Origin of the sequence: Bradyrhizobium sp. BWA-3-5 (assembly GCF_032917985.1) — a bacterium.
Classification (GTDB): Bacteria; Pseudomonadota; Alphaproteobacteria; order Rhizobiales; family Xanthobacteraceae; genus Bradyrhizobium.
Genome location: NZ_CP136626.1, coordinates 1,122,463 through 1,135,715, shown reverse-complemented (window position 1 = coordinate 1,135,715; position 13,253 = coordinate 1,122,463). Strand labels below are relative to the sequence as shown.

Annotated in this window: 14 protein-coding genes; 7 read left to right on the top strand and 7 right to left on the bottom strand. The window is 63.9% G+C overall.

Translation table 11 applies throughout. The features are described 5' to 3' along the window. Positions 1-109 precede the first annotated feature (109 nt). The 3 genes from RX331_RS05445 to hemH form a co-directional block, all read right to left on the bottom strand. Positions 110-556: an NfeD family protein gene (locus RX331_RS05445; RefSeq protein WP_317255602.1), complete on the bottom strand. Its 447-nt coding sequence runs from the start codon at positions 554-556 to the stop codon at positions 110-112. A gap of 44 nt (positions 557-600) precedes the next feature. Continuing rightward, positions 601-1,602, bottom strand: a complete 1,002-nt coding sequence (locus RX331_RS05440; protein ID WP_317255601.1) for an SPFH domain-containing protein — start codon at positions 1,600-1,602, stop codon at positions 601-603. A 184-nt stretch (positions 1,603-1,786) separates the two neighbouring features. Then, a complete protein-coding gene (gene hemH, locus RX331_RS05435; protein WP_317255600.1) occupies positions 1,787-2,824 on the bottom strand; it encodes a ferrochelatase in 1,038 nt (345 codons plus the stop codon). A gap of 93 nt (positions 2,825-2,917) precedes the next feature. Here hemH and RX331_RS05430 point away from each other — a divergent pair, with 93 nt between their 5' ends. Next, positions 2,918-3,316, top strand: coding sequence for an MAPEG family protein (locus tag RX331_RS05430; RefSeq protein ID WP_317255599.1), 399 nt, complete (start codon positions 2,918-2,920; stop codon positions 3,314-3,316). Positions 3,317-3,528: 212 nt separating this feature from the next. Here RX331_RS05430 and RX331_RS05425 read toward each other — a convergent pair whose 3' ends face one another. From RX331_RS05425 to RX331_RS05410, 4 genes are all read right to left on the bottom strand, one after another. After that, complete coding sequence (locus RX331_RS05425) at positions 3,529-3,966, bottom strand: thioesterase family protein (protein WP_317255598.1); 438 nt, start codon at positions 3,964-3,966, stop codon at positions 3,529-3,531. Positions 3,967-4,126: 160 nt separating this feature from the next. After that, positions 4,127-5,239, bottom strand: coding sequence for a nickel/cobalt transporter (locus RX331_RS05420; RefSeq protein ID WP_317258026.1), 1,113 nt, complete (start codon positions 5,237-5,239; stop codon positions 4,127-4,129). Continuing rightward, on the bottom strand, positions 5,230-5,868 hold the full coding sequence (locus tag RX331_RS05415) for a DUF1007 family protein (RefSeq protein ID WP_317258025.1): 639 nt from the start codon (positions 5,866-5,868) through the stop codon (positions 5,230-5,232). The genes RX331_RS05420 and RX331_RS05415 overlap by 10 nt, the downstream gene beginning before the upstream one ends. Before the next feature lie 138 nt (positions 5,869-6,006). After that, on the bottom strand, positions 6,007-8,097 hold the full coding sequence (locus RX331_RS05410; protein ID WP_317255597.1) for a M3 family metallopeptidase: 2,091 nt from the start codon (positions 8,095-8,097) through the stop codon (positions 6,007-6,009). 130 nt (positions 8,098-8,227) lie between these two features. On the opposite strand from RX331_RS05410, the gene RX331_RS05405 reads away from it, so the two are divergent. The 6 genes from RX331_RS05405 (at position 8,228) to RX331_RS05380 (ending at position 13,129) form a co-directional block, all read left to right on the top strand. Further along, positions 8,228-8,488, top strand: coding sequence for a hypothetical protein (locus tag RX331_RS05405; protein WP_317255596.1), 261 nt, complete (start codon positions 8,228-8,230; stop codon positions 8,486-8,488). Positions 8,489-9,137: 649 nt separating this feature from the next. Beyond that, complete coding sequence (locus tag RX331_RS05400; RefSeq protein WP_317255595.1) at positions 9,138-10,280, top strand: type III PLP-dependent enzyme; 1,143 nt, start codon at positions 9,138-9,140, stop codon at positions 10,278-10,280. A gap of 122 nt (positions 10,281-10,402) precedes the next feature. Then, positions 10,403-11,005, top strand: coding sequence for an N-acetyltransferase (locus RX331_RS05395; protein WP_317255594.1), 603 nt, complete (start codon positions 10,403-10,405; stop codon positions 11,003-11,005). Between the two features lie 5 nt (positions 11,006-11,010). Then, positions 11,011-11,142 carry a hypothetical protein gene (locus RX331_RS05390; RefSeq protein WP_317255593.1) on the top strand — a complete coding sequence of 44 codons (132 nt, stop codon included), beginning with the start codon at positions 11,011-11,013 and terminating at the stop codon, positions 11,140-11,142. A gap of 107 nt (positions 11,143-11,249) precedes the next feature. Continuing rightward, a complete protein-coding gene (locus RX331_RS05385) occupies positions 11,250-11,639 on the top strand; it encodes a RidA family protein (RefSeq protein ID WP_317255592.1) in 390 nt (129 codons plus the stop codon). Between the two features lie 47 nt (positions 11,640-11,686). Beyond that, positions 11,687-13,129 carry a homospermidine synthase gene (locus tag RX331_RS05380; protein ID WP_317255591.1) on the top strand — a complete coding sequence of 481 codons (1,443 nt, stop codon included), beginning with the start codon at positions 11,687-11,689 and terminating at the stop codon, positions 13,127-13,129. The last annotated feature ends 124 nt before the right edge of the window (positions 13,130-13,253 follow it).

The following is a 13,253-nucleotide window of genomic DNA, read 5'->3' as shown; positions in this document are numbered from 1 at the left end:
CCGCGCTTGCGCGGCGGTGAGGGGGTACGGGTCACACGTCGTTCGGAACTAGTGGAGAGAGCGCCTCACCCCAACCCTCTCCTCGTGAAGAACGGGGAGAAGGAGCCAATCAAGCCACCGCCACCGTCAGGCTGGCGCCGTCGGCCTGCACGACCCTGACGCGGCTACCCGCTGGCGCATCGGGACCGGCGACGCGCCAGATCGTGTCGTCGATGCGGACTGTGCCCGTGCCATCGACGATCGGCTTTTCCAGGGTGAATTCCCGGCCGATCAGCGCGGCGGTCCGCTTGTTGAGGTATGGATTGCTGGCGCTGCTGGAGGATGCGCTACGCGCAAAATGCCGCCACGCCGGCACAGCGGCGGCAGCAAACACGGCGAACATCAAAAGCTGCGTCTGCCAGGATGGGTTGATGGCAAACGAGACCAGCCCGACCAATAGCGCCGCGAGTCCGAGCCAGAACATGAAGACACCCGGCGCGAGCACTTCCAGCGCCATCAGGATGAAGCCGAAGATCAGCCAGTTCCAGGTGCCGAGGGTGGAAAACATGTCGGCCATGACACGAACCTCTCATCAAGCAAAGTAATCTTCCGAACCAAACCTCACGGCTGCTGCGTGATCGGCGGCGGCGTCGAACCCGTGCTCGGCACCGATCCAGTCCGCCGCGCGGCTGCTGTCGCCGAGGCCGAGCTCTCGCCGAACGCCGCCTTGGCGATCTCCCCGATGCCGGCGAGCGAGGACAGCACGCTGGTGGCTTCCACCGGGATCATCAGGATCTTCTGGTTCGGCGATTCCGCGAACTGCCCGAACGCCTTGATGTATTTGTCGGCGATAAAATAGTTCAGCGCGGCAATGTCGCCCTTGGCGATGGATTCGGAGACCATCTGCGTCGCCTTGGCTTCGGCTTCGGCGAGCCGTTCGCGCGCCTCGGCGTCGCGGAAGGCGGCTTCGCGGCGGCCTTCGGCCTGCAGGATCTGGCCCTGCTTGGCGCCTTCGGCGCGCAAAATTTCCGACTGGCGCTGGCCCTCGGCCTGCAGGATGTCGGCGCGCTTGACGCGCTCGGCCTTCATCTGCCGTCCCATCGCCTCGACCAGGTCGGCCGGCGGCACGATGTCCTTTATCTCGATGCGATTGACCTTGAGGCCCCAGGGCGAGACCGCGGCATCGACCACCCGCAAGAGGCGCTCGTTGATCTCATCGCGATGCGACAGCACCTGGTCGAGGTCCATCGAGCCCATCACCGAACGGATGTTGGTCATGGTCAGGACGATGATCGCCTGTTCGAGATTGGCGACCTCGTAGCTCGCCTTCGCCGCGTCGAACACCTGGAAAAAGGCGACCCCGTCCACCGTCACGGTGGCGTTGTCTTTCGTGATCACCTCCTGTTCGGGGATGTTGATCACCTGCTCCATCATGTTCATCTTGCGGCCGACACGGTCGAAATAGGGAATGATGAGGTTCAATCCCGGCGCCAGCGTGCGGGTGTATTTGCCGAACCGCTCGATGGTCCAGTCATAGCCCTGCGGCACCGTCTTGACCCCCGCGAACAGCGTGACGATGACGAGCAGAACAAACGCGATCGCGAAAATATCGAAACCAGTCATAAAGTCCTCCAGAGCGGCAAGGTGATGCGTTGCCGGACGCTGCCTCTCCCTTATGAGTCAGCGTCACCGCGGCGCCGGTTCAGGCCGGCTGTTCTGTTATGGTATATAGCTGGGGAACGGTTGGGCGGCCACCAGATGTTCTCAAGCCCGAACGGCGGCAACATGTCGGCATTTTTTTAAGCCGCTATATCCAGCCCTGAAGCTCGCGCAAAACCAGCTGGCGGATCACGTCCATGCCAGCCTCGCTGTCGTTGAGGCAGGGAATCGCGGAAAACTGCTCGCCGCCATTGTGGCGGAATATCTCGGCGTTCTCCTGCGCGATTTCTTCCAGCGTCTCCAGGCAATCGGCGGCGAAGCCGGGGGTGACGACGGCAATGCGCTTCACGCCATCTTTCGCGAGTTTTTCGATGGTCTTGTCCGTATAAGGCTGCAGCCACTCGTCGTTGCCGAAGCGTGATTGAAATGTAAGCAGCAGTTTGGAGCCATCAAGCCCCAGCCGTTTGCGCAGGGCTTCCGTCGTTGCGACGCACTGCGTCTGGTAGGGATCGCCCTGGTCGACATATTTCTGCGGCATGCCGTGAAACGACGCCACGATCAGTTCGGGCTGGAACGGCAACGTCGTGAGGTGCGCATTGATCGAGACCGCGAGCGCCTCGATGTAATCGGGATCGTCGTAATAAGGTGGTGTGACCCGCAGCGTCGGCTGCGCGCGCAGATCAGCCAGCACCCGAAATACCTCGTCGCAGACTGTCGCCGAGGTCGCCGCGGAATATTGCGGATAGAGCGGCACCACCAGCAAGCGGTCGCAGCCTTGCGCCGCCAGCGCATCGATGCGCGCGCGGATCGAAGGATTGCCGTAGCGCATTGCCCAATCGACCACGACATGTTCGTGATCGGCGATCGCGTCGCCAAGCTTTTCGGCCTGGGAGCGCGTGATCGTCTTCAGTGGGGACTCGTTCTTTTCGGTATTCCAGATCTTCTGGTAGTCGCGCGCCTTGCGGCCGGGACGCAGCCGCAAAATGATGCCGTTGAGGATCAGCTTCCAGACCAGCCCCTGATCCTCGATGACTCGCGGATCGGACAGGAATTCCTTCAGGTAGATCCGCACGCCGGCAGCGTCGGCGGTATCGGGCGTACCGAGATTGATCAGCAGCACGCCGATACGCCGCGGCTGGGCGGCCTGCGCAGGCTTCGCATTTCCAAAGGTAGTGAACGTCGTCATGATTTCGATGGCTTCGCGCGTTGCCCCATCCTTGTCAAGGCAACCGCCGGTTCGCTACGCTCGCAGCATTGCCCCCGGGGCACGGGAGGAACCATGACGATCGCCGAATGGTGCGTTTTCGGGACGGTGCTGCTTTATCTCTTGACGATCGCATCGGTCAAATGGGCGGCCTGGCGCCGGTTCGACAATTCGAGGCCCCGCGATAGCGCCTTCTATGCCGATCCGATCCGCGGCCGCGCGCTCGGCGCGCACCAGAACGGCATCGAGGCGTTTCCGTTCTTTGCGGCTGCCGTGCTGCTGGCGGAGTTTCGGCAGAGCCCGCAGCACCTGATCGACGAGCTCGCCACTCTCTTCGTGATCGTGCGGATCGCCTATGTCTTCACCTATCTCGGCGACCGCCCGACCCTGCGCTCGATCCTCTGGAGCCTGGGATTTGCGATCAACATCGCGATCTTCTTCATGCCGGCGATCAAGGGGTATCTGCCGGCGTAGGGATTGTTGGGCGGGACGTGTTGTTCCTTGCACCATTAGTGCAGGCAATGACGCTGAGCTCGTACCGCACGCACTACTGTCATCCTCCGCGCAGGCGGAGGATCCAGTACGACGCGGCTTCTCGCTTCGACCATTGACGTCTCTGGAATACTGGGTGACGACAGCGGAACATGGCTTCGGGCTCCCAGCGGAAAAATACAAAGCACGAAATCTCACCCCGCTAGATGCTGCTCCCGCGTCGCGATCAGGTCGCGGGTCGCTTTCGGGATCGGCACCGGGCGATGGGTCTTCTGGTCGGTGTTGACCCAGACGATCTCGCCGGTCACCAGCGCCTCGTTGCCGCCCTTCAGAAAAATCGCGAGCTCGAACGTCATGCTCGAATTGCCGATCCGCGCGACGCGTGCGCCGACGTCGAGCTCCCAGTCGAAGCGGACCGGCGCCTTGTATTCGATGACGGATCTGACGACATGGAAATCGACGCCGGATTGCCTGGCGTCGGCATATTGATCGTAGCCGAGCGCGCGAAAATATTCGGTGATGGCGGTGTCGAAATAAGTCAGATAATGCGCGTTGAAGACCACGCCCTGGCCGTCGATCTCGGAATAGCGTACCCGGAACGGGTGGAAGAACCAGAATTGCTCGCGTGACATGGGATACTCGGCGTTACGGCGTTCGCTGACTGCATAGCGCATCAAAGCCGGAATGCGTAGCCCGCATGAGCGCCGCGATATGCGGGATGGGCGCCCCGGATATCGCGGAGCCTGGCGCGCATTCGCGCGACCCGTTGGCTCATCCGGACTACCGTCCCTTCTACAAACAAGTCGCCCGTTCGGCGGCGAGATAGCCGAAGAGAAGACCGAGGCCGAATAGCAGCACGAGGCCGGCGGCGCCGAACTCGATGCCGCGCATGATGAGCGCACCGCTGCCCTCGCGGCCGGCGCTGAGGCGCTTGGCGAGGCCCTTTGCCGAGACGGCGATGATGGCGATGGTGGCGACGGTGATCGCGGTGCCGAGGCCCATCAGGAAGGTGGCGGCGATGCCGGCCCAGAACAGGCCCTGCGCCAACGAGAACACCAGCACCAGGATCGCGCCCGAGCAGGGCCGCAAACCCACGGCAAAGATCGTCCCAAGTCCGCGGCGCCAGCCGCCGGGGCCGGCGAGTTGGTCCGGTTTCGGCCCGTGGGAATGGCCGCAATGTTCGTCATGCCCGTGATCATGCCCGTGCGAATGGCCGTGGCCGTGAGAATGGGCATCGCCATGGTGATGATCACGGTGGTGATGGCCATGATCATGTTCATGGTCATGATCGTGGCCATGATCATGCTGATGCGCAGTCACCACCGCGGGCTTCGCCTGCAGCGCGCGCATAAAACCCGCGCCCTTAGTCCAGACCAGCCGGGCACCGAATGCCGCGATCAGAGCGTAGCTGACGATTTCGATCGCCTTCTCGGCCGAGCACATCGTTTTCGCGGTGGAGGAAAGCAGCCAGGCGAACACCGCGACGATCGCGACCGCCACCAGCGCCTGCAGGAACGCCGAGGCGAACGACAGCACGATACCGCGCCGCGCGGTTTCCTCGTTGGCGACCAGATAGGACGAGATCACCGCCTTGCCATGGCCGGGACCGGCGGCGTGAAAGATGCCATACGCAAATGAGATCCCAAGCAGCGTCCAGACCGCGCTGCCGTCGGATTTCGCAGCGCGGATGGTTCCGGACATCTCGCGGTAGAATTCGGACTGCTTGGCGAGGATCCAGCCGATGACGCCCCCGACCTGCGGCTCGGCCGGCGGGCGCGGACCGCCGAACGGGTTCTGCGCCAGCACGGCGTGCCAGGCGGCGTCGAAAACGATGACGGCCGCGAACGCCGCGGCCGTAATGGCGATACCTCGCGCAAGACCTGCAGGTATCAACCTCACGGGCAGTTCACCGTGATCTTGTTGGCGAACATCGCGCCATAGTTGGAATTATCGCCGCTCATGAAATTGTTTTCATTGAGCCGCTGGGCGTTCTCGGTCCCATCATTGGGCCGCTGAAACTCCATCTGGCAGGCGGCGGGCGCGCCGACCAGCTTGATCGGGTCCTTGTCCTCGAACTTGAAGTCGATGAAGTAGGAGGGATCGAACACTTCCAGCGCCAGCTGCTTGGACGCCACCGGCGCTTTCAGCGGCAGCACGAAATGCAGGGTCAGCGTGCTGTCCTTGTATTCGAGGTAATAGTCGGTCGGCTCGTTGAACTTCGCCTTCTTGCCGTCGGCCTTGGCGAAGGTGAAGAAATTGAACTCCTTCAGCGACTCGACGTTGGTCTGCGCCAGCGGCGCCAACTCCTCGCGGGTGTAGACGCCCTTGGTCTTGCTCGCGAGCCCCTGCAGCGCGTAGGTCGTGAACATGTCGTCGAAGGTCCAGGCGTGACGCACCCCCGTCATCGCGCCGTCGGGCCCGTAGACCACCTCGCTCCTGGCGGTGATCCAGACATGCGGGTGTGCGTTAGCGGACGATACGCAGGCCGACCACGCGACGATCAAGCCCAACAATCCGAACAGCACGCGCACCATGTCGTCCCCGCGAACGCGGGGACCCATACGCCGTGCCCAATCTTTTTGGCAGTGTGGCAACGGCCTTCCCTTCACAACGAACACCGGGGGTTATGGGTCCCCGCCTTCGCGGGGACGACAGCGGAGGCTGCGCGCATCTCAGGCCGCCGGCGTTGTTTCGAGCAGGCCGCGCCGACGCAGCAGCGCGTCGGCCTCCGGCTCGCGGCCACGGAAGGCGACATAGGCGTCCTCGGGGTCGCGCGAGCCGCCCGACGAGTAGATGTCGTCGTGCAGGCGCTTTGCCACCGCCGGGTCGAAGATGTCGCCAGCTTCCTCGAAGGCGCCGAACGCGTCGGCATCCATCACCTCCGACCACATGTAGCTGTAATAGCCGGCGGCGTAGTGGTCGCCGGAGAAGATGTGGCCAAACTGGGTGGGCCGGTGCCGCAGCGCGATCTCCGCGGGCATACCGATCTTCTCCAGCTCCGCCTTCTCGAACGCCGCGACATCGCGGCTCGCCGCAGCCGGCTGGGTGTGGAATTCGAGATCGATCAGCGCCGAGGAGACGAACTCGACGGTGGCAAAGCCCTGGTTGAACTTGCGGGCGGCGAGGAAGCGCTGCAGCAGGTCGTCCGGCAGCGGCTCGCCGGTCTGGTAGTGTTTTGCGAATTGCCGCAGCACCTGCGGCTGCTCCTGCCAGTGCTCGTAGAGCTGCGAGGGCAGCTCGACGAAGTCGGTGAACACGGAGGTGCCCGACAGCGAGGGATAGGTGACGTTGGAGAGCATGCCGTGCAGGCCGTGGCCGAACTCGTGGAACAGGGTGCGGGCGTCGTCGGGCGACAGCAGCGAGGGTTGGCCATCGGCGCCCTTGGAGAAGTTGCAGACATTGATGACGAGCGGGGCGATCTCGCCGTCGAGCTTCTGCTGGTCGCGCAGCGAGGTCATCCAGGCGCCGGAGCGTTTTGAGGGCCGGGCGAAGTAGTCGCCGTAGAACAGCGCCTTGTGGCTGCCGTCGGCGTTCTTGACCTCCCAGACCCGGACATCCGGATGCCAGACCGGGATATCCTTGCGCTCTTCGAAAGTGACCCCGAACAAGCGGGTGGCGCAGTCGAAGGCGGCCCCGATCATGTGGTCGAGCACCAGGTAAGGTTTGATGGCGGCGTCGTCGAAATCGGCTTTCCGCTGCCGCAGCTTTTCGGCGTAGTAGCGCCAGTCCCACGGCGCGAGATCGAAATTGCCGCCCTCCTCCGCGATCAATTCCTGCAGCGCGTCGCGATCGGCCAGCGCCCGCTCACGGGCCGGCTTCCAGACCCGCTCCAGCAGGCCGCGCACGGCCTCCGGCGTCTTGGCCATGGAGTCCTCCAGGCGGTAGGCCGCATAGGTCGGGAAGCCCATGATCTTCGCGGCCTCCTCGCGCAAGGCCAGGATCTCCACGATGGTGGCGTTGTTGTCGTTGGCATTGCCATTGTCACCGCGGGCGGTGAAGGCCTTGTAGACCTTCTCGCGCAGGTCGCGGCGGGACGAGCTCTTCAGGAACGGCTCGACCGAGGAGCGCGACAGCGTCACGATCGCCTTGCCGGCCATGCCGCGTTCTTCAGCGGCCGCCTTGGCCGCGGCGATGAAGGCGTCCGGAAGGCCGGCGCGGTCGTCCTCGCCGATCTCCATGAACCACTCCTGCTCGTCGCCGAGCAGGTGGTGGCTGAAGGAGGTGCCAAGCTGCGCCAGGCGCTCGTTGATCTCGGCGCGGCGTTTCTTGGCGGCCTCGTCGAGGCCCGCCCCGGCGCGGTGGAAGTTGGTGTAGGTGCGCTCCAACAGGCGCTTCTGCTCGCCCGTGAGGTCGAGCGCGGCGCGGTTTTCGTGCAGCAGAGCAATGCGGCCGAACAGTACCGCGTTCATCATGATCGGGTTCCAATGCCGCGCCATCCGCAAGGAGACTTCCTTGTCGATCTCCAGAATGGCCGGATTGGAGTGCGCCGAGACGAGGTCGTAGAACACGGCCGCGACCTTGGAGAGCAGCTTGCCCGAACGCTCCAGCGCCGTGATGGTGTTGGCGAAGTCCGGCGCCGAAGGATCATGGGTGATCGCCGCGATCTCGGCGGCGTGATCGGCAAAGGCCTGCTCGAAGGCCGGCAGGAAGTGCTCCGGCTCGATCTCGGCGAAAGGCGGCGTCTCGAACGGCGTTTCCCACGGCCTCAGAAGCGGGTTTTCCCGGGCTTCCGACAGCTCGGCCGTTTGCAGTATTTCTGACATCCACAGATCCCGTTTTGGCCCAAAATTGATGCGGCAATCTATAGCACGCGATGCGGCATTTTTGGGCCTTTTGCGCTTGATAGATGGGGGCTTTTCGGAGAGATTGCGCCCCCGGAACAGGACCTTTTTCATGAACCCACAGCCCGCTTCGAAGCCCTCCTCCGCGATCTATTGGCCGAGCGTCGTCACCGTCATCTCGGCGGCGATCCTGATCGGCGCAGAAGTGTTCGGCGCAGCGTTCGCCGGCGGCTGGGCGCTGGCGATACTGTTCGGGCTCAACGACACCTCGGCGCACATCCTGCAGGCCGTGCTGTTCGGCATCGGCGTGCTGATCATGGTGGCGTTCATCCGCAACGCCCAGCGCGTCGAACCGTTCTTCCGGCGCGGCTGACGCGCGCGAGAATCGCTTGCGGGCTAGGCGCTGAAGCGCTCAGCGCCTGTCGAGAAATCTTAACGTCCATTCATGTTTGTTCATCGGCGGTGCGCGGTGCGAACGCTTTCGTAAGCACGCGTCGGGAAATTTGTCCCCAGCCTAAAAAAATTCTTGCGAAGCCGATTCAAAACACTTATTTCCCAACTTGCCCAATTTCGCACGTGCCTGTGGTCGTGTGTCAGTCGGTAGGTATCCGGACAAGAGGCCGGACAGCCGCCAAGGGATGAAGAACCGAGGGTCGCTGAGGAAGCGGCCAGCATCTCTCTCAAGAGATGCCGTTGAAGGTCCCTTCATCCTTTGCAACCGTGACTGGCAGCCGGAGGCGAACCGGCGCACCCCGCTCTCAACGGGGGACGCGACTTAAAGCAACGACGGATCGGGCTTTTTTGGTCTCTACCGGCATTCCAACGTCGGCGCGGGCTACTGAAAAGGCTTGTCCTTCATTGCCAGGTGTGCGGGCGGGAAATTCCCAACCAATCCACGGCAGCACAATTCGGTTCTGAGTTCTCGGCCTCGTCGCGTCTCCATCGTGCGACAGCGCCGAAGCACTCATGTCCGAGATCACATTTGAACGGGTCCTTGTCGCAAAGGCCGTTTGGAGGGTGCTATGACCGAACGTATTCAGGAATTCCTGCGCAACCGCCGCAGCGAGGGCCTCGACACCGAGCCGTGCCTCGTCGTCGACCTCGAAGTCGTGCGCGACAACTACCAGACCTTTGCCAAGGCACTGCCGGACAGCCGCGTGTTCTACGCCGTGAAGGCGAACCCGGCGCCCGAAGTGCTGCAGCTTTTGGCTTCGATGGGCTCCTGCTTCGACACCGCGACCGTCGCCGAGATCGAGATGGCGCTGGCCGCGGGTGCGACGCCGGACCGCATCTCCTTTGGCAATACGATCAAGAAGGAGCGCGACATCGCGCGCGCCTTCGCGCTCGGCATTCGCCTGTTCGCGGTCGACTGCGCCGCCGAGGTCGAGAAGATCGCCCGCGCCGCCCCCGGCGCCAAGGTGTTCTGCCGCATCCTCTATGACTGCGCCGGCGCCGAGTGGCCGCTGTCGCGCAAGTTCGGCTGCGACCCGGAGATGGCGGTCGAGGTGCTCGACCTCGCCAAGCGTCTGGGCCTGGAGCCGGTCGGCATCTCGTTCCATGTCGGCTCGCAGCAGCGCAAGGTGAAGGCGTGGGACCGCGCGCTGGCGATGGCCTCGACGGTGTTCCGCGACTGCGCCGAGCGCGGGATCAGCCTGTCCATGGTCAACATGGGCGGCGGCTTCCCGACCCGGTACCTCAAGGACGTTCCCCCGGTCGTGCAGTACGGCCGGTCGATATTCCGTGCGCTGCGCAAGCATTTCGGCAACCAGATCCCGGAGACGATCATCGAGCCGGGCCGCGGCATGGTCGGAAATGCGGGCATCATCGAGACCGAAGTCGTCCTGATCTCCAGGAAGAGCGACGAGGACGAGGTGCGCTGGGTGTATCTCGACATCGGCAAGTTCGGCGGTCTCGCCGAGACGATGGACGAGTCGATCCGTTACGCCATCCGCACGCCGCATGACGGTGCGGAGATGACGCCGTGCGTGCTCGCGGGGCCGACCTGCGACAGCGCCGACGTGCTGTACGAGAAGCTACCGTATCCGCTCCCGGTGACGCTCGAGATCGGCGACAAGCTGCTGATCGAAGGCACCGGGGCCTATACGTCGACCTACTCGTCGGTGGCGTTCAACGGCATCCCGCCGCTGCGGACCTACCACATCTAAAGGGGCCTCGTTTGAGGCCTTAAATAACGGGAGCCGGTGCGCCGGCTCCCTCCCCGTCATTAGCGAATTTTGACAACGCTTTGCGCGGCAGCCTTGCCGTTGCGAGCGGGGACTGACGTGCCATGACTGCTTTGAAGACCACCAATCCCCTCGTCGCCGACGCCGCCCGGTTCGTGATCCGTGCTGAGCGCGCCTCGGACGTCGCGGCGCGCGAGGCGCTGCTGGATGCCTGCTTTGGCGACAACCGCCATATGCGCACCTGCCAGCGCCTGCGCGACGGACGCGCGCCCGCCGAAGGCCTCGCCTTCTCGGCCGTGGCGGATGGACGGCTGGTGGGTACATTGCGGTTGTGGCACGTCAGCGCCGGGGGCGTCCCGGCGCTCATGCTTGGCCCGCTGGCGGTTGAGGCTCCCTCCCGCCAGTTCGGGGCCGGGGCCGCGCTGATGGCCCACGCGCTCGCGGCGGCGAAGGCGCGGGGCCATCGCGCGGTCATCCTGCTCGGCGATGCGCCCTATTACGCCCGCTTCGGCTTCTCGGCCGCGAAGACCGGCCAGCTATCGCTGCCGGGCGCGTTCGAGCGCGATCGGCTGCTCGGCCTCGAACTCACCGAGGGCACGTTGGGTGGCGCCTGGGGCATGATTGTCGCGACCGGAAAGAAGCTGCCGAAAATGCGGGCAGTCCGAACCCGGAAGGCGAAGGCGTTGCTCGTGCCGAGCGTGGCCTAAGGGCCATGCCGGAGAACCTTGCCACGCGCCCGCGCTGGCGCGGCGCCATCACCGTGGCCCTGCTGATCATGATCTCGGTCATGGTCGTCAGGGACACTCTGGCGCGCCGCTGTGGTGGCGCGGCGCCGCCGGCCTAGGACGCGACTTGGGGCCATTCGACCGGTGTCGCGAGGGGTTGCGCGCACCGGGAAAAACCCCTTAAACCCCGCCAAAACCAGCCAGCTCCCTGAAACCCGAGGTCCTGATGTCCCGACATCTCGTCTCCACCGGCTCGCCATTCGAAAAGGCCGCCGGCTACAGCCGCGCCGTTATTGACCGCGACATGGCCTTCGTATCCGGGACCACCGGTTACGACTACACGACCATGACGATGCCGGGCGATGTCACGAGCCAGGCACGCAACTGCTTTAGGACGATCGAGGCCGCGCTGAGGGAAGGCGGCTTTGCCATGACCGACATCGTCCGCGCGACCTACTACATCACCGATCCCAACGACGCCGACGCCCTGTTCGCGGTCTGCGGCGAGGTGCTCGGCCAGATCAGGCCGGCCGCCACGCTCCTGATCGTCGCCGGGCTCTATCGGCCCGAGATGAAGGTCGAGATCGAAGTCACCGCCCGCCTGCGTTCCGATTGATTTTCGCAAGCGCTGCCCACCATCCTGCCATCTTTCTGGAGACCCGCATGAGCCCCGCCTCGCAGATCTACGCCAAGATTACCGGCCCCATCGTCATGGTCGGCTTCGGCTCCATCGGCAAAGGCACACTGCCGCTGATCGAGCGGCATCTCGACTACGACAAGTCGCGCATCACCGTGCTCGATCCCAAGGACGAGGGCCGCAAGGCCCTTTGCGAAAAGCACAATGTCAGGTTCATCCAGAAGGGCCTGACCAGGGACAATTATCGCGAGGTGTTGACCCCGCTGCTTACCAAAGGCGGCGGCCAGGGTTTTTGCGTCAATCTCTCGGTCGATACCGGCTCCACCGACATCATGGAGCTCTGCAACGAACTTGGCGCTCTCTATATCGACACTGTCAACGAGCCCTGGCTCGGCTTCTATTTCGATAAATCGAAGGGCCCGGAAGCGCGCTCCAACTACGCGCTTCGCGAAGTGACGCTGGCCGCCAAGAAGGCGCGCCCCGCCGGCTCGACGACGGCCGTCTCCTGCTGTGGCGCCAATCCCGGCATGGTCTCCTTTTTCGTCAAGCAGGCGCTGCTCAATGTCGCCGCCGATCTGAAGCTCAACGCCCCCAAGCCGAAGACCAAGGCCGAATGGGCTGATTTGATGCGGCAGGCCGGCGTCAAGGGCATTCACATCGCCGAACGCGACACCCAGCGCTCCAGGAAGCCGAAAGAGCCTGATGTCTTCGTCAACACCTGGTCGGTGGAAGGTTTCCTGTCGGAAGGCGTGCAGCCGTCCGAACTCGGCTGGGGCACCCATGAAAAATGGATGCCTGAGAATGCGCATACCCACCAGGCCGGCTGCGGCGCCGCCATCTATCTGATGCAGCCCGGCGCCAACACGCGCGTGCGCACCTGGTGCCCGACCCGCGGCGCGCAGTATGGCTTCCTCGTCACCCACAACGAGTCGATCTCGATCGCCGATTACTTCACGGTGCGTGACGCATCCGGCACGGCGATCTACCGGCCGACCTGCCACTATGCCTACCATCCGGCTGACGATGCCGTGCTGTCGCTGCACGAAATGTTCGGCCGCGCCGCGAAGATGCAGGAAAAGCACCACATCCTCGATGAGAACGAAATCGTCGACGGCATCGACGAACTCGGCGTGCTGCTGTTCGGTCATGACAACAACGCCTACTGGTATGGCTCGCAGCTCTCCATCGAAGAGACCCGCAAGCTCGCGCCCTATCAGAACGCCACCGGCCTGCAGGTGACCTCCGCCGTGCTCGGCGGCATGGTGTGGGCGCTGGAAAATCCGAACGAAGGCATCGTCGAAGCCGACGAAATGGATTTCGATCGCCTGCTGGAAATCCAGTTGCCATATCTCGGCCCGGTGAAAGGCTACTACACCGACTGGACGCCACTGACCGACCGCCCCGGCCTGTTCCCGGAAGACATCGACACGTCCGACCCTTGGCAGTTCAGGAACGTGCTGGTGCGCTGAGCGCGCCAGCGCGGCACAAGCCGTGCGGCCGCCATTGTCGACGCCGAGGCTGTTAGGGTACGCAATCGCAACGTGACGCCCTGACGGCCGCGCCGGTGACATCACTGGTTTCCGCTGCAGCGCA

Coding starts and splice junctions, on each gene's coding strand:
- RX331_RS05440 (WP_317255601.1), bottom strand. CDS start 1,602: ATGACTGGTTTCGATATTTTCGCGATCGCGTTTGTTCTGCTCGTCATC.
- RX331_RS05410 (WP_317255597.1), bottom strand. CDS start 8,097: ATGTCAGAAATACTGCAAACGGCCGAGCTGTCGGAAGCCCGGGAAAAC.
- RX331_RS05400 (WP_317255595.1), top strand. CDS start 9,138: ATGACCGAACGTATTCAGGAATTCCTGCGCAACCGCCGCAGCGAGGGC.
- RX331_RS05390 (WP_317255593.1), top strand. CDS start 11,011: ATGCCGGAGAACCTTGCCACGCGCCCGCGCTGGCGCGGCGCCATCACC.
- RX331_RS05415 (WP_317258025.1), bottom strand. CDS start 5,868: ATGGTGCGCGTGCTGTTCGGATTGTTGGGCTTGATCGTCGCGTGGTCG.
- RX331_RS05430 (WP_317255599.1), top strand. CDS start 2,918: ATGACGATCGCCGAATGGTGCGTTTTCGGGACGGTGCTGCTTTATCTC.
- RX331_RS05405 (WP_317255596.1), top strand. CDS start 8,228: ATGAACCCACAGCCCGCTTCGAAGCCCTCCTCCGCGATCTATTGGCCG.
- RX331_RS05395 (WP_317255594.1), top strand. CDS start 10,403: ATGACTGCTTTGAAGACCACCAATCCCCTCGTCGCCGACGCCGCCCGG.
- hemH (WP_317255600.1), bottom strand. CDS start 2,824: ATGACGACGTTCACTACCTTTGGAAATGCGAAGCCTGCGCAGGCCGCC.
- RX331_RS05385 (WP_317255592.1), top strand. CDS start 11,250: ATGTCCCGACATCTCGTCTCCACCGGCTCGCCATTCGAAAAGGCCGCC.
- RX331_RS05380 (WP_317255591.1), top strand. CDS start 11,687: ATGAGCCCCGCCTCGCAGATCTACGCCAAGATTACCGGCCCCATCGTC.
- RX331_RS05425 (WP_317255598.1), bottom strand. CDS start 3,966: ATGTCACGCGAGCAATTCTGGTTCTTCCACCCGTTCCGGGTACGCTAT.
- RX331_RS05445 (WP_317255602.1), bottom strand. CDS start 556: ATGGCCGACATGTTTTCCACCCTCGGCACCTGGAACTGGCTGATCTTC.